At 64.8% G+C, this 20,753-nt stretch carries 21 protein-coding genes and 1 tRNA gene; 14 read left to right on the top strand and 8 right to left on the bottom strand.

The features are described from left to right. Nucleotides 1-9 precede the first annotated feature (9 nt). Both M2333_RS08795 and M2333_RS08790 read left to right on the top strand, forming a co-directional pair. Complete coding sequence (locus tag M2333_RS08795) at nt 10-522, top strand: GFA family protein (protein ID WP_264611494.1); 513 nt, start codon at nt 10-12, stop codon at nt 520-522. 65 nt (nt 523-587) lie between these two features. Next, nucleotides 588-1,343: a competence/damage-inducible protein A gene (locus M2333_RS08790; RefSeq protein ID WP_264611493.1), complete on the top strand. Its 756-nt coding sequence runs from the start codon at nt 588-590 to the stop codon at nt 1,341-1,343. A gap of 45 nt (nt 1,344-1,388) precedes the next feature. Here M2333_RS08790 and M2333_RS08785 read toward each other — a convergent pair whose 3' ends face one another. From M2333_RS08785 to M2333_RS08775, 3 genes are all read right to left on the bottom strand, one after another. Further along, entirely contained in the window at nt 1,389-2,207 is an 819-nt protein-coding gene (locus M2333_RS08785; RefSeq protein WP_264611492.1) for a hypothetical protein, read from the bottom strand. 177 nt (nt 2,208-2,384) lie between these two features. Then, a tRNA-Gly gene (locus tag M2333_RS08780) sits at nt 2,385-2,458 on the bottom strand. A gap of 191 nt (nt 2,459-2,649) precedes the next feature. After that, nucleotides 2,650-2,988: a hypothetical protein gene (locus M2333_RS08775; protein ID WP_264584577.1), complete on the bottom strand. Its 339-nt coding sequence runs from the start codon at nt 2,986-2,988 to the stop codon at nt 2,650-2,652. A 266-nt stretch (nt 2,989-3,254) separates the two neighbouring features. On the opposite strand from M2333_RS08775, the gene M2333_RS08770 reads away from it, so the two are divergent. Together M2333_RS08770 and M2333_RS08765 are read left to right on the top strand one after the other, a co-directional pair. Further along, entirely contained in the window at nt 3,255-3,902 is a 648-nt protein-coding gene (locus M2333_RS08770) for a cytochrome c oxidase assembly protein (RefSeq protein ID WP_264611491.1), read from the top strand. After that, nucleotides 3,899-4,396 (top strand): CopD family protein, encoded by a 498-nt coding sequence (locus tag M2333_RS08765; protein WP_264611490.1) that lies wholly within the window; start codon nt 3,899-3,901, stop codon nt 4,394-4,396. Before M2333_RS08770 ends, M2333_RS08765 begins: the two co-directional genes overlap by 4 nt. Here the strand turns inward: M2333_RS08765 and M2333_RS08760 are convergent. Then, nucleotides 4,366-4,878: a DUF2231 domain-containing protein gene (locus M2333_RS08760; protein ID WP_220128507.1), complete on the bottom strand. Its 513-nt coding sequence runs from the start codon at nt 4,876-4,878 to the stop codon at nt 4,366-4,368. The genes M2333_RS08765 and M2333_RS08760 overlap by 31 nt on opposite strands. 36 nt (nt 4,879-4,914) lie before the next feature. Between M2333_RS08760 and coxB the strand changes: the two genes are divergently transcribed. The 9 genes from coxB (at nt 4,915) to M2333_RS08715 (ending at nt 15,835) form a co-directional block, all read left to right on the top strand. Continuing rightward, nucleotides 4,915-5,571: a cytochrome c oxidase subunit II gene (coxB, locus tag M2333_RS08755; protein ID WP_264611489.1), complete on the top strand. Its 657-nt coding sequence runs from the start codon at nt 4,915-4,917 to the stop codon at nt 5,569-5,571. Next, complete coding sequence (gene ctaD / locus M2333_RS08750; RefSeq protein ID WP_264611488.1) at nt 5,568-8,021, top strand: cytochrome c oxidase subunit I; 2,454 nt, start codon at nt 5,568-5,570, stop codon at nt 8,019-8,021. Before coxB ends, ctaD begins: the two co-directional genes overlap by 4 nt. Then, entirely contained in the window at nt 8,018-8,335 is a 318-nt protein-coding gene (locus M2333_RS08745) for a hypothetical protein (protein ID WP_181559039.1), read from the top strand. Before ctaD ends, M2333_RS08745 begins: the two co-directional genes overlap by 4 nt. A 227-nt stretch (nt 8,336-8,562) precedes the next feature. Next, complete coding sequence (locus M2333_RS08740) at nt 8,563-9,600, top strand: hypothetical protein (protein WP_264611487.1); 1,038 nt, start codon at nt 8,563-8,565, stop codon at nt 9,598-9,600. Further along, entirely contained in the window at nt 9,597-11,399 is a 1,803-nt protein-coding gene (locus M2333_RS08735; protein WP_264611486.1) for an SMP-30/gluconolactonase/LRE family protein, read from the top strand. Before M2333_RS08740 ends, M2333_RS08735 begins: the two co-directional genes overlap by 4 nt. Beyond that, the gene (locus tag M2333_RS08730) at nt 11,396-12,106 is read left to right on the top strand and encodes a nuclear transport factor 2 family protein (protein WP_264611485.1); all 711 of its coding nucleotides are present in this window, start codon (nt 11,396-11,398) and stop codon (nt 12,104-12,106) included. Before M2333_RS08735 ends, M2333_RS08730 begins: the two co-directional genes overlap by 4 nt. Further along, on the top strand, nt 12,103-12,900 hold the full coding sequence (locus M2333_RS08725) for a nuclear transport factor 2 family protein (protein ID WP_264576273.1): 798 nt from the start codon (nt 12,103-12,105) through the stop codon (nt 12,898-12,900). Before M2333_RS08730 ends, M2333_RS08725 begins: the two co-directional genes overlap by 4 nt. Beyond that, nucleotides 12,897-13,691, top strand: a complete 795-nt coding sequence (locus M2333_RS08720) for a nuclear transport factor 2 family protein (protein ID WP_264611484.1) — start codon at nt 12,897-12,899, stop codon at nt 13,689-13,691. The genes M2333_RS08725 and M2333_RS08720 overlap by 4 nt, the downstream gene beginning before the upstream one ends. Before the next feature lie 8 nt (nt 13,692-13,699). After that, entirely contained in the window at nt 13,700-15,835 is a 2,136-nt protein-coding gene (locus M2333_RS08715; RefSeq protein WP_264611483.1) for a PQQ-dependent dehydrogenase, methanol/ethanol family, read from the top strand. An 83-nt stretch (nt 15,836-15,918) separates the two neighbouring features. Here M2333_RS08715 and M2333_RS08710 read toward each other — a convergent pair whose 3' ends face one another. The 3 genes from M2333_RS08710 to M2333_RS08700 all read right to left on the bottom strand — a co-directional run bounded on the left by M2333_RS08710 (nt 15,919) and on the right by M2333_RS08700 (nt 19,671). Continuing rightward, nucleotides 15,919-16,230, bottom strand: coding sequence for a hypothetical protein (locus M2333_RS08710; RefSeq protein ID WP_181559045.1), 312 nt, complete (start codon nt 16,228-16,230; stop codon nt 15,919-15,921). Nucleotides 16,231-16,363: 133 nt separating this feature from the next. After that, nucleotides 16,364-18,466: a PQQ-dependent dehydrogenase, methanol/ethanol family gene (locus tag M2333_RS08705; RefSeq protein WP_264605577.1), complete on the bottom strand. Its 2,103-nt coding sequence runs from the start codon at nt 18,464-18,466 to the stop codon at nt 16,364-16,366. A 164-nt stretch (nt 18,467-18,630) separates the two neighbouring features. Continuing rightward, nucleotides 18,631-19,671, bottom strand: a complete 1,041-nt coding sequence (locus M2333_RS08700; RefSeq protein WP_181559047.1) for a sensor domain-containing diguanylate cyclase — start codon at nt 19,669-19,671, stop codon at nt 18,631-18,633. 21 nt (nt 19,672-19,692) lie between these two features. On the opposite strand from M2333_RS08700, the gene M2333_RS08695 reads away from it, so the two are divergent. Then, nucleotides 19,693-19,860 (top strand): hypothetical protein, encoded by a 168-nt coding sequence (locus M2333_RS08695; RefSeq protein ID WP_264606306.1) that lies wholly within the window; start codon nt 19,693-19,695, stop codon nt 19,858-19,860. Between the two features lie 91 nt (nt 19,861-19,951). On the opposite strand, the gene M2333_RS08690 is transcribed toward M2333_RS08695, so the two are convergent. Continuing rightward, the gene (locus tag M2333_RS08690; RefSeq protein ID WP_264611482.1) at nt 19,952-20,728 is read right to left on the bottom strand and encodes an enoyl-CoA hydratase-related protein; all 777 of its coding nucleotides are present in this window, start codon (nt 20,726-20,728) and stop codon (nt 19,952-19,954) included. Nucleotides 20,729-20,753 lie beyond the last annotated feature (25 nt).

Raw genomic sequence — 20,753 nt, 5'->3', positions numbered from 1 at the left:
GGGGACGCAATGCAGGACGCTGCCGAAATAGCCGGAGGGGACCTCAGCGGAGGCTGCGCGTGCGGCGCGGCGCGCTATCGCGTTTCGCGCGCGCCGATCTTCGTGAACAATTGCCACTGCCGGCGCTGCCAGGTGCAGACGGGGTCGACGTCGGTCGTCAACATGTTCTTGGAAGCGGAATGCGTGGACCTCTTGAGCGGAACGCTCAGCGAGCATGTCGTAAAGGCAGGCAGTGGCGGCGACCACATCATCTGCCGTTGCACTGCATGCGGCACGGCGCTCTGGAGCTATTATCCCCGGCTGGGCAGGCTCGGCGCGGGGGTGCGGGTCGGCACGCTGGACGACCCTGCGCGGGTGAAGCTGGACGCAGTGATCTTCACCGCCAGCAAAATGCCATGGACGGCGCTGCCCGAGGATATCCCGTGCTTTGAGGCTACCTACAATCCGGCGGAACTCCTCCCGCCCGACCGTTTCTCGCGCCTTGAGGCGCTCATCGTCCAGCGCGCGGCTGGCGGCGGATGACAGCGCAGGGCAGAAATTTTCCGGTCTCGCTTGGCGCGATGCGGCGCCGGGTCTAAAGCCGGGCGATGAGCGAACGCATCTGGACTGCCGCCCTTCTCGTGATCGGCGACGAGATTCTTTCTGGTCGCACGCAGGACCGCAATGTGGCGCAGATCGGCACCTGGCTGAACGTGCAGGGCATCCGCCTGCGGGAAGTGCGCGTGGTGGGCGATGATGCGGCGGCGATCGGCGAGGCGGTGAATATTCTGCGCGCGCGCAACGATTATCTTTTTACCACGGGCGGCATCGGCCCCACGCACGACGATATCACGGTCGATTCCATTGCGGCTGCCTTGGGCGTGCCCGTGGTCGTCCATCCCGAAGCGCGTGCAATCCTGGAAGCCTATTACGCCTCGCGCGGCGGCATCAACGATGCGCGGCTGCGCATGGCGCGCGTGCCGGAGGGCGCCGCGCTGATCCCGAATCATTATTCCGGCGCCCCGGGCATTCAGGTCGGCAACATCTTCATCATGGCCGGTGTACCGCACATCACGGCAGGCATGCTCGCGGAACTGACGGGCAAGCTCGAGGGCGGCGCGCCGCTGCTCTCGCGGACGATCGGCTGCAATGTCGCCGAAAGCGAAATTGCCGATCAGCTCGCCCAGATCGAGCGGCAGCACGAGGGGTGCCAGATCGGCAGCTATCCCTTCTTCCGCGAAGGCAAGGTCGGGGCCAATTTCGTAGTCCGCGCCACCGATCAGGCGCGGCTCGATGCCTGCGTGGACGATCTCAACGCGGCGCTGGTCGCGGCGGGTTTTCAGCCGGTCGACGGCGGTATCTGACGCACAGAGGGCGCCTCGCGCTTGGCGGCGATGCGGGGGCGAGCTCTATCCCGCATATTCCGTCGCGCGAACGAACATCCGCACGAGGCGCCGGCGAAGCGTCTGCCTTCGGTCGAAATTGTCGACGGTAGCGGCGCGCGCGAGATCCCCGCATCGCCCCGAGAACTGGACTGCCCCGGCATCCTCGGCGCAGCGCGCGAGCCAGCCGGCCGATGTGGCGACGGCGCGGTCATGGATCGTCAGCGCGCGGGTGCAGAGCGCCGGCATGTCGTCGGTGCAGCCCATCGCGAAGGCCAGATAAGCGATATAGTCGGGCGCCCACACATCGTCGGAGACGTCCATCGCATCAGCGTCTGGAATGTTATCCGCGAGGATTTCGCAGCCATTTCCGTCGATGAACGGGCTATCATTGTGGAGGAAGCAGGCGCGGGACAGGATGTTGAAGGCCCGGTCCAACTGTGGTTGGCCGGCCAGACCCCTGCGGTAGATGATGCCCAGATATTTGCAGGCATAAGGGCCAATCCCGATGTCGGATGAATCGCAGACGCGGGCCATTTTTTCCTGCGCGGCGCCATAGTTGCGCAGCGTGGTATTCAGAAAATAGATCTTGCCGGCTTCGTAGCAGCCCCCCATCTGAATGCCCGCGGCGCAGGAGGCTTCGTAAGCGACGAGGGCGGCGCGTGCATCGCCCCGCCGTTCCTCCGTGACGCCCGCCTGCCAGCAACTGTCGACGTTCGAGTCGTTCACGCAGGCGGCGGAAGACTGCTTGCCCCCGGACTGGGCCTGCGCCGGCTGGGCAGTCGCTACGCCCGCGAGAAACATGGTGCCGATCATCATGACGAGGGCTGCCAGCACTGATCGCATTCTTTGTCTCCCGAGCCGACGAATGGGCCGCATCAGTCAGGAAGCGGTCGTCACGCGCTGCATCTGCCGAGCTCCGTAGCGTGGATCAAGCGCCGTGGAGCGGCTACCCCCAAATGCATCGGGCGAGCGGGAAAATCCAACCGGTTCGGTGGGTTAATGCTGGTGGGAGTTGGAAGCTGGAGCGGGTGAGGGGAATCGAACCCCCGTCGTCAGCTTGGGAAGCTGCTGCTCTACCATTGAGCTACACCCGCTAATCAGGCGTTTCGCGCTGATCAGGCCGCCCCTGTTGCATCGTTTTGGCAACCGCGGCGGCGGCGACGCCTATGGCATAGGCTCGTCATAGCGTCAATTTGTGAACGACGCGACTCGGCGCCTGACACTGCGGCTGGGGAAACGCATGAGCAGCCAAGTTACGGTCGCGAAAGGTCGGGCTTGAACGGTATCAACTTCGCTCAGAATCGACCGGCTGCTTGCCGGCTGCTCTGTTAGCAATACCGAAACATCCGAAGTCGACCTCAGCCAGGTTACTTTCACGTTTGATCAAGACGAGCGCTCTGTGCACCGCGACCATCTTGCGACGTCCCTCGACGAGATTTGATAGAGCGGCAGACATATCATCCAACAGCTTTTGAAAGCGCGCCGGCTCAATCACCGTGGTACGTTTGGTTTCGAGGATACTTGTCGTCAGCCGCGCCAGATCGAGCAGGGCCAGGTCCGTACTGTTGAAGGCGGTTTCGATGTCGGCCGCAATGGTGCGACCGCCGGCTTCAGAAATGTCCATAAATCCTCCGAGATGCAGATGTACCGGGTGACGCCGCCAGTGTTAGCCTGGGAACCTTTTCTCGCAAGTGTGCTGCCAGCTCCAGCGGGCGGGAACCCTCACGGATTGGCGGCGTTGGTTCAATTGGTCTGGCATGTGGCGGCGGGGATGCTGCTCAACTCCTCCTGGGACCTTTTCGGGGAAGTATAATCGTCACGAATATCCCTTATTGTGGCGCACCACCGGACCCGAGCCTGCTGCTCCTTAGCTGGAATTTCGACCCCTGGTTGTTGGCCGCCATGCTGGGCGGGACGATCCTGCTGCTCGCGACCGTCGGGCGACAGCGGCCCGGACTCGTCGCCGCCGGTTGCGGCATCATGCTGATCGCCTTCGTGTCGCCGCTCTGTGCGCTCGCAAGCGCATTGTTCTCCGCGAGAACCGTGCACCACGTTCTGCTGGTTGCCGGCGCGGCGCCGGTCTTTGCGCTTCTTCTGCCGCGCGGGCGCTCCGGCAGCGCGGCGCTGCCCTTCGCCGTATCCACGGGCACGCTCTGGCTTTGGCACATCCCCGCTTTCTACACGGCGGCGCTCAATCATCATGGTCTGTACTGGCTGATGCAGATTTCCCTGCTCGGCACCGCCATCTGGTTCTGGCACGCGATACTTTCGGCGCGCGCGGCATGGCCGGCTGCGATGGTCACGCTTGCCGCCGGGGTCGGGCAGATGGGCCTGCTGGGCGCCCTGATCACCTTCGCGCCCGGCGTGCTCTATCCCCATCATCGCATCGCGCCCCTGGCCTATGGGATCGATCCCTTGCACGATCAGCAGCTTGCCGGGTTGATCATGTGGGTGCCGGCGATGCTGCCTTATGCCGTGATCGCCGGATTGATCGCGCGGCGCGCCTGGAGCGATGGCTGGCGGTGGGCACCCGCGTGACAGCATGGATTCCGCTCATCAAGGGATTGCACATCGCCGCGATCCTGTTGTGGGCCGCCGGCCTGATCGCCTTGCCGCTGCTGTTGGCGCAGCATGAGCGCGGGCAGGGGCAGCAGGCTTATCAGCGCATCCGCCGGTTCTCCCATTATGGCTATACCCATTTGCTGACGCCGGCTGCGGTGGTCGCGGTTGCGGCCGGCACGGCGCTGCTGTTCCTGCGCGAAGTGTTCGTGCCGTGGATGTTCGCCAAGCTGCTGTTCGTGGGGCTGCTGGTCGGGCTGCACGCCTGGATCGGCAATCTCGTCGTGCGGATGGGCGAGCATGGCAATCAGCGTCAGCCCTCGCCGATCCTGCCGCTCGTGCTGCTCGCCCTCCTTCTGTGCGCGGCGATCTTTGCGATCGTGCTGAGCAAGCCTTCTATCGACCTGACCATGCCGGATTGGCTGACGACGCCGCGCGGCCGTCAATTGCCGGTCGACGAGGTGCCGATTTGATAGTCAAACACCAGCTTGCCGCCATGCCACCCGGCAAAGGCCACGAAAATGGCCGACAGCACGGAGAGCAGCAGGCCATAAGGGAGCACGGCGGATTCATAGCCGGACAGCCGATAGCCCCAATTGGCGCCGAGGACGGACAGCAAGGTGATCGCGACGATGAAGTGCGTCCAGCTTGCCGCACGAGCGCGAATACCCGGCACGCTAAGCAGCTCGACCGTTCCGGAAAGGCCGGCGAGCAGGCCCATCAGAAAGGCCATGCCGGTGCTCCACAGCGCCGCGCGCGCCCAGAAGCCGTCTCCGGTCCACCAGTAGAAGAGATCGGCGCCGAGCGCGCAGGCCGCAAGGCCGATCGGGAACGAGACCAGCATGGCGTGAACGGGGTGACCGGACACCGCGATTTTCGATTCCGCGTCATCGAACGAGGGGTTCGCGCTGATCGGGTCGGTCAGCGCATCCTCGCGCTGTTCGGTGCTGGGCATGGCCGTCCTTTACGCTGTCTGCGCTCTCGGGTCATAATGCCCGGCGCGGCGTTTTTCTCCAGCGGCTGTGCCGGCCGCTACTCGACGCTAGAGCCCGCAGGGCCGGCGGCGGATGCTATCGCGTCCTTGTGGTGGGTCATGCTGGCCGGGGCGGTGGCGATCCTTGTGCTGGTCTGCGCGCTGCTGGCGCTCGCCTTTCGACGCGGCTCACTGGAGCGCCCGACCTCGACCAAGCGGTGGATCATCGGCGGCGGGCTCATCTTCCCGTCCGTCGTTCTCGTCGCGCTGCTGGCTTATGGTCTGGTCATCGGCGAGCGGCTGGTGCCGCGCAACGATGCGCAGGCCCTGCGCGTCGTTGCCGAAGCGAGCCGGTGGCAGTGGACCTTCACGCAGCCCGGCCGCACCGGCGGTGTCGTCACGCAGGATGTGCTCAACATTCCCGCCGGCCGACCGGTGGATATCGAACTGCGGACGCTCGACGTCATTCACGCTTTCTGGGTGCCGCGCCTCGCGGGCAAGATGGACGCCATTCCCGGCCATCGCAATGTCCTGCGCATCGAGGCCAACGTGCCGGGCGTCTATCATGGCCTGTGCGCCGAGTTTTGCGGCCCGGGGCACACGGGTCACGCCTTCCGCGTCGTCGCGCATGACCCAGCGGGTTGGGCGCGCTTTGTGGCGGGGGAGGGGCAGTGAAGGCGCTCCAGCTTCATCGTGCCCTAGAGCGCATCTGGGGAACGCCGCGCGGCTGGCGGGGCACCATCTCGACGGTCAATCATAGCGTGATCGGCGTGCGGTTGATGGTGACCGCCTTCATCTTCTTCCTGATCGGCGGCCTGCTGGCGATGCTGATCCGCGCCCAGCTGGCGACGCCGGGCAGCGCCTTTGTCGGGCCGGATATCTACAACCAGCTGTTCACGATGCATGGCAGCATCATGATGTTCCTGTTCGCGATCCCGATGTTCGAAGGGTTCGCGATGTACATGCTCCCCAAGATGCTGGGCGCGCGTGATCTCGCCTTCCCGCGTATCACGGCCTATGGCTGGTGGTGCTATCTGTTCGGCGGCACGATGCTGATCGTGGCGATGCTGCTGGGCATCGCGCCCGATGCCGGCTGGTTCATGTACACGCCGCTCTCCTCCAAACCCTATTCGCCGGGGATCAATTCCGATTTCTGGCTGCTCGGCATCACCTTTGTGGAGATTTCCGCAATGGTGACGGCGGTCGACATCGTCGTCTCGATCCTCAAATTGCGGGCGCCGGGCATGTCGTTGGATCGGATGCCGCTATTCGCCTGGTACATGCTGGTGACGGCGCTGATGATGCTGATCGGCTTCCCGCCGCTCATCCTCGGCTCCATCCTGCTTGAACTGGAACGCGCGTTCGGCTGGCCGTTCTTCGATGCGGCGCGGGGCGGGGACTCCCTGCTGTGGCAGCACCTCTTCTGGCTGTTCGGCCACCCGGAGGTCTACATCATCTTCCTGCCGGCCGCCGGCGCGATCTCGACCATCCTGCCGGTCATGGCGCGGACCCGCATCCTTGGATATGGCTGGATCGTGGCGGCGATCCTCGCGCTCGGCTTCCTGAGTTTCGGGCTGTGGGTCCACCACATGTTCACCGTCGGCATCCCGCATATGGCGCTGGCTTTCTTCTCCGCCGCCTCGACGCTGGTGGCGGTGCCGACCGGGGTGCAGATCTTTGCCTGGCTGGGCACGCTATGGGCCGGCCGGCCGCAAATGAAGCTACCGATGCTGTACCTGATCGGCTTCTTTGTCACCTTCGTGATGGGCGGGTTGACCGGCGTGATGGTCGCCATGGTCCCGTTCAACTGGCAGGCGCATGACAGCGCCTTCGTCACCGCGCATCTCCATTATGTGCTGTTCGGCGGTTTCGTCTTCCCGATGCTGGCGGCGGCCTATTACTGGCTCGGGCATTTTACGGGGCGGCAGTATAGCTACACGCTCGGCAAGGCGGCCTTCTGGCTGATCTTCACTGGCTTTCACCTGACCTTTTTCCTGATGCATCTGGTCGGCCTGCTCGGCCAGCCCCGCCGCATCGACAGCTATCCCGAGGGGCTCGGCTGGACAGGCTATAATCTGCTCTCGTCGGTCGGCGGCTTTGTGATGGCGACCGGCGTGGCCCTGTTCGTCATCGACATTGCGCTGCAGATTTTCCACGCGCCGCGCACCCGCCGCAACCCGTGGAATGCGGGCACGCTGGAATGGGCGATGATGCTGCCGCCGCCATCCTACAACATCGCGAGCCTGCCACAGGTCGATGACCGCGAGCCGCTCGAAAAGGCGCCCGACCTTGCGCTTTCGCTGGCGCGCGGGGAGGGCTATCTCGCTGAGCCGCGCCATGGTTGGCGCGAGACGCTGGCCGTCGACACGGCAAGCGGGCGGGTGGAGCACATCGTCGTCCTGCCGGGCAACACGACGCTGCCTTTGTGGACGGCGATGGTCACCGGCAGCTTCTTCCTGCTGATGCTGTTCAAGCTCTACATCTTGACGCCGGTGCCGCTCATCCTGCTGGCGGCGCTTGGCTGGCGCTGGGCGTGGCTCCTTGGCGATAAGCAGGTTCGCGGCGCGCTGCCCATCGGACATGGGGTCGAGGCGCCGCCCCATGCCGAGATAGGCGGATCGCCCGGCTGGTGGGGCAGCGTGTTCCTGCTGTTCGCCAATGGCACCTTCTTCGGCGCGCTCCTTTTCGGCCATGCCTTTCTCTGGATCATCGCCCCGAACTGGCCCCCGCCGGCGCTCGTCCTGCCTTCCCTCCCGATTTTTCTGGCGGGGATCGTGGGGGCGGGGATGGCCACGCTGTTCGGCCGCCGCCTGCGCCATGTTGCCATTGCCGGGGGTGGACTGGCGACGTTGCTGGCTGCGTTGATCGTGACCGCCTGGCTGCTGGCCCCCGAGCCCACGCTGCATGCTTATGGGGCGGTGGTGGCCGTACTGCTCGGCTATGCCATGCTGCATGGGGCACTCGCTCTGCTGATCGGCCTGTTCGTCTGGCAACGGCGTCGGGCAGGATATGTGGCCGCCACCCATGGCGCCGAGCCCAGGATCGCGCGGCTCTGGGCGGATTATGCCATTGTCGTCTGCGCCGTCACGCTCATGTGCACCCATCTTCCCGGATTGCTGGCATGACCGCGTTGTTCCGAGCGATGGCAGGGCTGATCGCCTGGGCGGCGGCATTTGCGCTGCTATATGCCGTGCAGGGCCTCGCCTGCGCCTGGGGCTGGGACGATGCCCGACTCGCTAGCGTGAGCGCTGCGCGGGTGGTGCTGGTCGTCATCTACCTGGTTTCAGTCGGCGCGGCAGCATGGCTATGCTGGGTCTTTCGGCCCCGCACCGGTCGCATGGACCTGCTCGCCTGGCTTGCCTTTGCCAGCGCCGTTACCGGTCTGGTCAGCATCTTGTATACCGGCATACCGGTACTCACTGCGACCATCTGCACGTGAGAGCTCGCCTAGCCGGCAGGAAGGCCGTCGCCGGACGCGCTGTCGACGCCGGCCTCTCAGGGCGACCTTGATCGAGCCGGACATTCGCCGGGCTGATCTGGAAATCCGCGGCTTTTCCAACCTTCGGCGCGTGACAAGCGCGCGAAACGCCCCTTATGGTGGCCCCGCTCCGTAACAAGCGATCAGTGCAGGCATCGCTGGGCGGAAGGCGACAGGAGGGGAAATTTGTGAGCAACAGGGTTCACCGCTGGCACACGCGGCTGATGGCCGCGGCAGGCGCCACGCTTCTGGCAACGACGGCGACACCAGTCATGGCGCAGGCCTTTGGCGAGCGCAGTGCGGTCAATATTCCGACGTGCAACCGCGACTGTCTGATCGGCTATGCGCGCGATTACATGGCGGCGCTGGCGAAGAAGGACCCCTCGTCCCTCAAGCTCGCGGCGGACGTGCAGTTTACCGAGAACAATGTCGTCATCCCGATCGGCAAGGGCCTGTGGCGCTCGATCAGCAAGGTCGCGCCGACGGGCCTCGAAGCCGCCGATCCGCTCACCGGGCAGGTCGCCTGGTTCGGCGTCGTGTGGGAGCATGGCGAGCCGGCTTATTATGCGATGCGGATGCGCGTGCAGAATGACAAGATCGACCAGATCGAGACGGTCGTGCATCGCCGCACCGGCCTGCCGGCGCCCTTCGGCGATCCGGACAAGGTCGCGCATCACCCTGCCTTCAACGAGGTTCTGCCGCCCGATCAGCGCGTCTCGCGGGCGCGGCTGATTGCGGTGGCGCAGAGTTATTTCAACACCGTCGAGCGCAATGACGGCACCGTCTTTGCGCCGTTCACCGAGGATTGCGGGCGGCTGGAGAACGGCATCAGCACGACCGCGCCGGGCAAGGGCGTTTCCGCCGAGCCGGGTGCGAACGGCAATGCGGCTTCGCTGGCCTCGGGCTGCCTCGAACAGTTCAAGCTCGGCATCTACTACATCAACAAGCGCATCCGCGAGCGGCGCTTCCCGCTGGTCGACGAGGAGCGCGGCGTCGTCATTGCCTCCGGCTTCTTCGATCATGACAATGAGGTGGACCGCTACAAGCTGACCGACGGGCGCGAGATGAAGACCGCGCTCAAATGGCCGAACTCGATCACGCTGCTGGAAGCCTTCCGCGTGAGAGACGGTGCGATTCAGGAGATCGAGGCCGTGTTCACCTATGTGCCCTATTTCATGCACAATCCCTGGGCGACCGGCCGCGAGCATGGGGAGCAGGGCGAATGAGGCGCGCGTTTCTCACCGCAGCCGCGCTCTGCGCGCTCGTCACCGCGCCGGCCATGGCGCAGACCACGGCACAATCTTCTGCGCCTTGCGACTCCGCCTGCCTCAGCCAGCTCGCGGGCAGCTTTATGAGCGCGATGGCCAAGGCCGATCCGGTCGGCGTGGCATGGGCCGACCCGGTGCTCTACGCCGAGAACAGCGTGCCGGTGCGCATCGGCGAAAGCTCCTGGGTCACGATCAAGGCGGTCGATGATGCGCCGCTGGTGGTGACGGACAGCCAGACGGGCCGCGTGGTCTGGTTCGGCTCTGTCGAGGATCATGGCCAGCCCGGCTTCTACGCCATGGACATGGCGACGGAGGGGGGCAGGATCGCCGCCGTGCAATCCGTCATTCGTCGCAAGCAGGGGCGCCAGCCCTTCGGTGATCCGGTTACCTACGCGCCGGCCAAGAGCCTGACGAGCAGCCTCAGCCCGAAGGCACGCCTGCCGCGCGGTCAGATGACGGCGCTGGTCGATGCTTACTTCTCCGCTGTCGCTGCGAATGGGGAAAGGCCGGCAGTCAGCTTCGACAAGGGCTGCACGACCATCGAGAATGGCGTGCCGGTGACCGGGCTGCTGGCCGCCAAAAGTGCAAAGGATGCCGGCTGTGCGGCGCCTTTGACGCGCGGCCTGTTCGGCGAGGTCGAGGCGCTGCGCCATGAGGTCGTGGCCATCGACGAGGCACGCGGGCTGGTCGCCGCGATCGGCTATCGCGACCTTTCCGGGGCGCAGATGCAGTTCACCGGACGGGACGGCCAGAGCTACCCGGCTGAGGCCCATTATGCGCGCACCGTGGGTTTCGTGAGCATCTTCAAGATCGCCAATGGCCGCATCGCGCGGATCGAGACGATCTCCAACGAAGTGCCCTATCTCATGCCCGCGCCGTTCGCCAAGGCGCTGCCGAAGGACATCATCGTCGCGGACAAGGGCGTGTTCCCCGAGAATGCCGACGTCGATTCCAAGGGCAATTTCTACATCAGCAGCTTCAAGGGCAATATCTACCGTGCGGTGCCCGGCAGTACGCAGGCCGTCGCCTGGATCCGTCCGGACGAGAAGAACAAGCTGGCGGCGGTGCTGGGCGTGCTCGTCGACGAGCGGACCAACACACTTTGGGCCTGCTCGGTGCCGATGGGGCAGGCAGGGGCGGTGTCCGCGCTCGTCGCCTTCGACCTCGCATCGGGCGATCTCAAGAAGCGCTACGAGATGCCTGCGCCGGCCAGCGCGTGTAATGACATCGCGCTCGCCAAGGATGGCACGGCTTATATCGCCGAGACCACCAATGGGCGCATCTTCACGCTTGCGCCGGGTGCAGAGGCGGTGTCGCTGCTGGTCGAGGATAAGGCCCTGCTCGGCGGTGTCGATGGCATCGCCTTCAGCGAGGATGGCACGCTCTACGTCAACAACGTCCGGCAGAACATAATGCTGCGGGTCAATCTGCGAGCGGATGGCAGCTTTGCCGGCCTGACGAAGCTCAATGTCTCGCAGCCACTCAACGGGCCGGATGGCCTGCGGCCCGTCGGGGGCAATCGCTTCCTGCAGGCCGAAGGGCCGGCAGGGCGGATCAGCCTGCTCACCATCGAAGGAGATGATGTGACCGTGAAACTGCTCAAGGATGGCATGGACGGCGTGCCCGGCGTCACGCATTTCGATGGCTTCGCCTATGCGGTGGAGAGCAAGGGCCGCTTCCTCTTCGATCCCGCTCTCAAGGGGCAGGACCCGGGCGCCTTCGCCTTGCGGGCCGTGCCGATGGGAGAACTGCGATGAGCCGCGCGGCATGGCTGGCGCTGGGGTTGGGCGCGCTGCTCGTCGCGGCCGGGCCGGTACAGGCCCAGAGCGCTATCGATCGCGAGATCGACACGCTCACCACGCGCGTCGAGAAACTGGAGGGCGCGCGCGCGGTGATGAAGCTGCAGCGCGCCTTTGGCTATTATCTCGACCGGGGCCTGTGGCAGGACGCGGCCGACCTGTTTGCGGACAAGGGCAGTATCGAGATCGGCGCCGATGGCGTCTATATCGGCAAGGACCGCATCCGCGATTATCTGAAGGCCCTGCATGGCGGTCAGGATGGGCTGATCTACGGCCAGCTCAATGAGTGGGTGACGCTCCAGCCGGTCGTGGATGTCGCGCCCAATGGCCGCAGCGCCAAGGCGCGCTGGCGTGACCTCGGAATGCTCGGCCAGCACAAGCAGCACGCCGAGTGGCGCGACGGCATTTACGAGAATGAATATGTGAAGGAGGACGGCGTGTGGAAAATCGCGCGGTTGCACCTCTACATCAATTTCGTGGCGCCTTATGAAAAGGGCTGGGCTCGGCTCAAGCCCGGCGAAGGGCTGACGCGCAGCGCGGCCAGCAAGGCCATGCCGCCGGATCGCCCGTCGACCAGCCCGCGGGCCTTCCCGGATCGCACGCTTCCGCCATTCCACGCGCCCAATCCCGTGACTGGCCAGCCCGTGTCGGAGACCGTGCAATGAGCGCCCGCACCAGCATCATGGCCGCACTGATTGGCGGCCTTGTCATCACCGCGCCTGCGCCCGCCGCGGCCCAGAGTGACGCGTCCCTGCGCGGCAAGGTCGCCGCCTATCAGAAGCGGGTGCAGGCGCTGGAGGACCAACTCGCTATCGAGAACCTCACAGCGACGTTCGGCTATTATTTCGACAAGGGCCTGTGGAACCAGGCGGCGGACCTGTTCACCGCGCGCGGGCAGTTCGAATATGGGCAGCGCGGCGTCTACATCGGCCCGGCGCGCATCCGGCAGGCGATGCTGCTCTTCGGGCCGCAGGGTCTCAGCGCAGGCAGCCTCAACAATCACATGATGCTACAGCCCATTGTTGTGGTGGCGCCGGATGGCCGCACGGCGACGGGGCGCTGGCAGGGCATGGTGATGCTCGCCCGGCCCGGCGAGAACGGCCGTTGGGGCGTTGGTATCTACGAGAATAAATATGTGAAGGAAGGCGGGGTGTGGAAGTTCGACACGCTGCACTTCTACGTCACCGCCATGACCGATTATGATCTGGGCTTTGCCAAATATGCGATCCAGATGGACGGGCCGAGCGCGTTGTTCCCGCCGGACAAACCGCCGACGGAGGTCTACCGCTCGTTCCCCAACGCCTATCTCCCAGCGTTCAGCTACGATCATCCGGTCACCGGCCAGTCGCTCAAGGCGCTGCCGATGGAGGGCGATGACATCGTTGGCCGCCCGGATCGCGGCATGGAGAGCGGCAAGCGCGAAGAGAGCAGCGCAGCAAAGGGAATGAGGCAACCATGATGAACCGGACCCGCATCGTCGCGGCCCTGATCGCCGCGTCCGCTCTGCTTCCTGTGGCGCAGGCCTCGGCGCAAACCGCAGCCGAACGCCTTGCCGCCCTGGATGAGCGCATCACCCGACTGGAAGACCTCAACGCCATCGAGAAGCTGCAGCGCAGCTACGGCTATTTCGTCGACAAGAGCCAGTGGCATCCGCTGTCCGAATTGTTCACCGAGGATGCCACGCTGGAAATTGGCGGCAAGGGCATCTTCCTCGGCAAGGCACGGGTGCTCGAATATATGCAAAAGGCCTTCGGGCCGGACGGCACCAAGAAAGGCGCGCTCGCCAACCACATGCAGTTCCAGCCGATCCCGGACATTTCCGCAGACGGCAAGACCGGCTGGGTGCGGGCGCGCGCCTTCGTGATGAGCAATGGCGGCTGGGGCCTGCCGCTCTACGAGAATGAGTATCGCAAGGAGAATGGCGTCTGGAAGATCAGCCGCCTGACCGGGCCCTTCACCATGTACACCAGCTGGGAAGGCTGGGGCAAATGGGCGATGAACAACACCTGGCCGGACAAGTTCGATCCGCCGCCGGACCTGCCGCCCTCGGTCGTCTACCTGACCTATCCCGCTTATTATATCGTGCCATTCCATTATCCCAATCCGGTCTCCGGCAAGGTGTTCACACCGGATCGGGATGAAGTCGGCGCCTATCACCGCCCGCCGGGCACGAAGGCGCAGATGGATTCGCTCAAGGTCGGTCGCTGGGTCGATGGATCGCAGCCGATTGGCCAGCCGCCGAAGGACTGAACGCAATGATGGCGATGTGGAGACGGCCCGCCGGTGCGGTGGGGATAGTCCTGCTGGTTTTGGGCGCGCTGATGGTTGCGTTCATGGCGCAGTTGCAGGCCAGCGGTCGGGCCGAGGTCGACAGCGCACGGATGGCGGCACAGGCGACCGACGGCACGGACTGGCTGCATGACGGGCGCACCTACAGCGCCCAGCGCTACAGTCCGCTCGACCAGATCAATGCGCAGAATGTAAGCCAGCTCGGCATCGCCTGGTATGACGATCTCGATACCTTCCGGGGTGTCGAGGCCACGCCACTTTATGCTGATGGTGTGCTTTACAACACGCTCCCGTGGAACATCACGATTGCCTATGATGCCCGCACCGGCAAGCGCCTGTGGACCTATGATCCGCAGGTGCAGCGCGAGTTCGGGCGCTATGCGTGCTGCGAGCCGGTAGCGCGGGGCCTGGCGCTGTGGAAGGGCAAGGTCATCATCGCGACGCTGGACGGGCGGGTGATTGCGCTCAATGCGGCGGACGGCAAGCCGGTCTGGTCGGTGCAGAGCACGCCGAAGGACATGCCCTATACCATCACCGGCGCACCGCGCGTGTTCGACGGCAAGGTGGTCGTCGGCAATAGCGGCGGCGACATGGGCATTCGCGGCTTCGTCGCGGCCTATGATGCCGATACCGGCAAGGAAGCCTGGAAATTCTACCTGACCCCGGGCGATCCGGCCAAGGGACCGGATGGCGCCGCGTCCGACAATGTCATGGAGATGATCCGCAAGACATGGTCCGGCGACTATTGGAAGCTGGGCGGCGGGGCCAATGCGTGGGACAGCATCGGCTATGATCCTGCGCTCAAGCTCGTCTATATCGGCACGGGCAACGGGTCGCCGCTCTCCTGGCATTATCGCAGCAACGGCAAGGGCGATAATCTGTTTATCTGCTCCATCGTCGCGGTGAATGTCGAGACCGGCAAATATGCCTGGCACTACCAGATGGTGCCCGAGGAGGACTGGGACTACACCTGCACGCAATCCATCGTCACTGCGGACCTGAAGATCGGCGGACGGGACCGCAAGGTGCTGATGCAGGCGCCCAAGAACGGCTATTTCTACGTGCTGGACCGCGCGACGGGCGAGTTCATCTCGGCCGGCCAGATTGCGCCGGCGAACTGGACGCTCGGCATCGATCCCAAGACCGGCCGCCCGAAGATGAACCCGGATGCGCATTATGGCCAGGATCCGTTTCTGGTGAAGCCGGGGCCGGGCGGCGCGCATAACTGGTTCCCCATGGCCTATAGTCCGCGCACCAAGCTGGCTTATTTCCCGCTCTACGAATCCGGCATGGTGCTGGCGCTCGATCCCGATTTCCAGCCCAAGCCGTTCCGCTCCAATGCGGGCTGGGGTGGATATACCGGCGAGGCGGCGAAGAAGCGTGGCGAGCTGATGAAAGAGGCCGTGGCCATGGACAAGGCCTATCTCCTGGCCTGGGATCCGGTGAAGCAGAAGGAGGCCTGGAAAATCCCGTTGCCGCGCCACGGCAATGGCGGCGTGATGGTTACGGGCAGCGACCTTGTTTTCGAGGGCACGACACGCCAGACCTTCGCGGCCTTCGATGCCCGCAACGGCAAGCTGCTCTGGGAAATGCCGGTGCAGAGCGCGCCGGTCGCCGGGCCGATCACCTATACGCTGGATGGCGTGCAATATGTCGCCGTCAACGCTGGTTGGGGCGGGGGCGCCGCCATGGTCGAGCGCGGGCAGGGCATCGAGATGCCACGTGCGCCGGCCCGACTGATCGTGTTCAAGCTGGGCGGCACGGCGCAGTTGCCGGCGCTCCAGCCGGCCGCGAAGGCGCCGGAGCCGCCGCCGCTCCGCGCCAGCGAGGCGCAGGTCGCACGCGGGGCGCAGCTCTTCGCCGAGACCTGCGCGGTGTGCCACGGTCAGCAGGCCATCGGCGGCGTCAAGGATCTGCGGATGATGACCCGCGAGACGCACGCGAAGTTCAACGACATCGTGCTCAAGGGTCTTTATGCCGACAAGGGGATGGCGAGCTTTGCGGACCTCATCTCGGCCGAGGATGCCGAGGCGATCCATGGCTATCTGATCGCGCGGGCCAATGAGGATTGGGGCGGCGTGTCGGACGGGAAGGGGCCGCACTAAGCGCGCCGAACGCCCTCAGCCATAAACAGCAACGCCGGGGTTTTGCCCCGGCGTTTGCGTTTGTGCCGCTGTCGGAGAAGAGCTCAGCTCTCCTCTTGGGCCCCATCATCCTGCGAGCCGATGATGGTCGCGGCCACTAAGATGCCGGCGACGGTCAGCACCGGATTGCGGACCGCAAAGCGCAGACCGTAGTTGATGAGGCGCGGCGTCACCGCTGCGACCACCATCTTGGCGAGCGTGCGGTTATCCTCATGCTTGATCGATTTGACGATCGGTTGCGCCAGGCGCACGCTGGTCTTGCCAAGCGCGCGGCCGGTCTTGACCGCCTTGTCGGCAATCACCTGCGTCGTGCTTTTCTCATGCTCCACCACCACGGGCAGCTGACGCGGGTTCACGGCCTTGGTCCTCGCGCGGCGCGGGGTTGCCGATTTCGGCTTATCGGTTTTCGCTTGTCTCGTCATGATCTCGTCCCACGCCTGTTGTCTCTCATTGGTCTAACGTCGGCGCGGGGTGCCCGTTCCCGTGCCCTTACCAGTCTTCCTGAGCACGGGTGATGAGATAGCCGTGGATGTCTTCGGTCTGCGCCTTGGTCAGCACCCCGCTGAAATTGGGCATGCCCTTGTGGAGCAGGGTTCCGTTCAGCACAATGTCGAGAAAGCCATCATGCGCATCTTTGCTCATCCGCCGCAGATCCTTGATGCCGCCGACGGCATTGTCGCCATGGCAGCGATTGCAGGTCTCGCCATAGAGAGCCGCGCCGCGCGCGGCGACCTCGGTAGGGATGCGCTGGCGGGGCAGATAGGCGGTCTCTTCCTGCGTCTTCATCGGCGGCAGCGTCACGCCCTTGGCGTCCAGCTTGAACACCAGCAGCTTCGCGGTGGCGAAGCGGAAGGGGCCATCCTTGGCAAGATTATAGACCGGCGAGCCGCCCCAGCCGACATTGAGCGCGATATATTGCTCGCCATCGATCATATAGGTCATCGCGCCCGCGACGCCGGCCTGATCGACGTTCATTTCCCAGAGCTTCCGGCCATTGTCCGCCCGGTAGATGGCGACGGTCTTGTTGATGGTCGGCTGCACGAGGATGTTACCAGCCGTGGTCAGCACGCCGCCTGAGCCCGGATGCGGATAGGGGACGCGCCAGGCCTCGGACTGGGTTGCCGGGTTCCAGGCAAGCAGATAGCCTTTCTCGCTCGCCATGATCTCGTTCATCAGCTGCTTGCGCAGCTCCGGCTGGTTGGCATGATCAAAGCCGGTGTTGTTGCGCCCGCGCACATATTGGTACGCGCCGTCCGGCTGGTTGGCGTAGATCGACCCCTGCTCCTGCGCCGAGAGATAGACCAGCCCGGTCTTGGGGCTGTAGCTCATCGGGTGCCAGGTGTGCGCGGCCATCCAGCTCGGGCTCATGATGTGCGGCGTGGTCGTGTTATGCGCGGTGGGCAGTACTACGGGGCGCCCCGTCTTCATGTCGACATGGCTGGCCCATGTGTTGACCGACACATAGCTCTTGGCCGAGATCAGTTTGCCGGTCGCGCGATCCAGCACGTAGAAGAAGCCGTTCTTCGGCGCCTGCATGGCGACCTTGCGCAGCTTGCCGTCGATCTTGAGGTCGGCGAGCACGATGGGCTGGGTGCAGGTGTAATCCCAATCCTCCTCGGGCACCATCTGGTAGTGCCATTTGTACGCGCCCGTGGTCGCATCCACCGCCACCATCGAGCAGAGGAACAGATTGTCGCCCTTGCTGTCGCTGCGATGATGCCAGCTTTGCGGGCTGCCATTGCCGGTGCCGATGTAGACGAGATTCAGTTCGGGATCGTAGGCGAAGCTGTCCCACGCATTGCCGCCGCCGCCGGTCTCCCAGAATTTGCCGTGCCAGGTCGGCGCGGCGATCTTCATAGCGCTGTCGGAGGCTTCCCCGTCCGGGCCGCTGGCGGGGTTGCCGGGGACGATGTAGAATTTCCACAGCCGCTTGCCGGTCTCGGCATCATAGGCGACCACGAAGCCGCGCGAGCCATAGTCGGCGCCGCCATTGCCGATGATCACCTTGCCGTCATAGACGCGCGGCGCGCCGGTGATCGAATATTGCTCCTTGCGATCGAAGGTCTGCGCGGACCAGAGTTCGGCCCCGGTCTTGCGATCGATGGCAATCAGCCGCCCATCGAGCGCGCCGATGATGATCTTGTTGCCCCAGGCGGCAAGGCCGCGCGAGGAGGGGCCGCAGCAGGCGAGGCCGGCCCATTCCTTGCCGACCTTTGGGTCGTACACCCACAATTTCTCGCCGGTCTTGGCATTATAGGCCGTGACGACGTTGAAGATATTTTCGTTGTAGAGCACGCCCTCGATCACCAGCGGCGTGGCCTGCACGCCCCGATAGGTGTCGAGATCGTCGAACCAGGCGAGGCCGAGGCGATGGGCGTTGCTGTCATTGATCTGGTCGAGCGGGCTGTAGCGCTGTTCGTCCCAGGTGCGGCTGTAGGATGCCCATTGGCCGGGCTGATCGTCGGCCTTTACCATCTGCGCGTGGCCGATGCCGGCTTCCGGCGCTACCGAAGTGGTGGAGGTCGTCATCTGGCAAGCGCTGGCGCCCAGCAGCGCCGTTGCGGCCAGAATAGCAAGCCCGTGCGTCTTCATATCCTCTCCCGACGTTCGGCCGCCTGCGCGCGATGAGCAAGGCGGTACCACGCCTTCAGGCTATGCCGCACAAGGTGCGTGAATCCAACGCCGCTGGCTTGACCCGCGCGTCACACTTGTTGACCCATGTGGCTACCGGGTGCGGATGGAGATGGACGTGCTGATCAGGCGACGCGGCGGGTGATTGTCTCGACGGCCTCATATTGGGAAATTTCGCCGCCCTGTTTGCTGGTGTAGAGCGCCTTGTCGGCAAGGGCGAGCAGGTCTTCGAGCGCTTCGTCCCGGCCGCGCGACACCACGAAGCCGTGGCCGGTCGAAATCTTGAGGGTCAGCGCGCCGATGCTGAACGGCTGGGTGATCGCCTCCCGGATGCGGGCGGCGAGTTGGGCGGCGTCGTCGGCGTTCACGATGTCATATTGGATGACCGCAAATTCGTCTCCGCCGAGCCGCGCGACGATGTCGCTGTCCCTTATCGTCCGGGCGATGCGCTTGCCGGCAGCGGCGAGCAGGGCATCGCCCACCGGATGACCATGGCGATCGTTGACGGGCTTGAAGTCGTTGAGGTCGAGATAATGGACCGCGACCAGCTTGTTCTCCGCCCCGGAGGCGACCACCTGCTCCCACCACTCGCGCAGCGCGATGCGGTTGGGGAGGGCGGTCAGCGCATCTTTGCGGGCGAGGTGCGAGAAGGCGATGCGCAGCGCAATGTCGTCGGCCGAGCGGTTCTGCTTGCCGCGCAGGCTCTGGATGCCGCTGAGCAGGATCGCCGCCATCACGGCGCCGCTGAGCTTATAGAGAAAGTCGGGTTGCAGCAGCATCGCGGCGATGACTGGCCCGAGCGCCAAGATCATGCTCGGCACGGCGATCCACATCCGCGATCCCATGCCGACAGCGACGCCGGCGCAATAGCTGAGCGAAAGGGCCGCAGCCACCATATGGGTGTCCGCGGAGGGGAGCTGGAGCAGGCGAAAGCCGAACAGGCCAAGCACAAGGGAAAAGCAGAGATAGGGAATCGCAAAGAGCCGCTCGAGATATCTCGCCTGTTCGATCGTCACCCCTTCGGCATGGATGACCGGTGCGATCAGATGCGCGGACACGAGGCGGGCAACGGACGCAACCGCGCCCAGGATCAGCAGGACGAGCAGGATGCTGTCCCCGGTGCGGTTCAGGATGACCAGCCCCGCAGACAAAAAGCTGATCGTCATGACCAGCGCCGGCGCGAAGGCATGAAAGAGGCCACGAATCAGGTCAATTTCAACCGCTTCGGGGTGATGACGCAGGGGGCTGCCTCGGCCTTTGATGTTACCCACCGTCACATCTCACATCTTATTTCGGTCAACCACGGAGGGCTCGTCTCATCAAGCCGCGCCGCTCGCCGTGAGCGCTTCATCTAGAGGGTGAAACGTCTCCAAATCTTTAAAGTTGTTATTATTTCCGGCGACCCGTTGTGCCGTGCCTCATCGGCGCAGCGCTTTGCGGCGGCGCTTAACTCCCGGTCCATTCCGGCCGGCGTTTTTCCACAAAGGCTGCCATGCCCTCCGCCTTGTCTTCGGTGGATGCGAGGAGCTGGAAGATGCGCCGTTCGCTGACCAGCCCCTGGGTGAGCGTGGTTTCGAAGGCGAGGTTGACCAGCTCCTTGTTGGCCATGACGGCGAGCGGCGGCATGGCGGCGACGGCCTCCGCCGCCTTGAGCGCTTCGTCGAGCAGATCGTCGGCCGGCACGATGCGCGCGACAAGGCCAGCCCGCTCGGCTTCCTCGGCATCCATGCGGCGACCGGTGAGGCACAGGTCCATCGCCTTGGCCTTGCCGACCGCGCGGGTCAGGCGCTGGGACCCACCCATGCCGGGCGCGACGCCCAAAGTGATTTCCGGCTGGCCGAACTTCGCCGTGTCCGCCGCGATGATGAAGTCCGCCATCATCGCCAGTTCGCACCCGCCGCCGAGCGCGAAGCCGGCGACCGCCGCGATCCACGGCTTGCGCGTCGCCGCGATGCGGCTGGTCCACTGCGCGAACATCTCGGCGCGGTACATGTCCGCTCCGGTCTTGTCGGCCATCTCCTTGATGTCCGCGCCGGCGGCGAAGGCTTTCTCGCTGCCGGTGAGGACGAGGCAGCGCTGCGCGTCGTCCGCATCGTAGCCCTCGAACACCGCGATCAGATCGGCCAGCACCTGGCTGTTGAGGGCGTTGAGCGCCTGGGGGCGATTGAGCGTGACCAGCGTGACGGCGCCGCGCTGCTCGACCAGCACTGTCTCATAGCTCATGCGCAATCGCTCCCTTAACGCCTCC

Origin of the sequence: Sphingobium sp. B11D3B, from assembly GCF_025961735.1 — a bacterium.
GTDB lineage: Bacteria > Pseudomonadota > Alphaproteobacteria > Sphingomonadales > Sphingomonadaceae > Sphingobium.
This window is presented reverse-complemented; position numbering and strand designations above follow the sequence as displayed.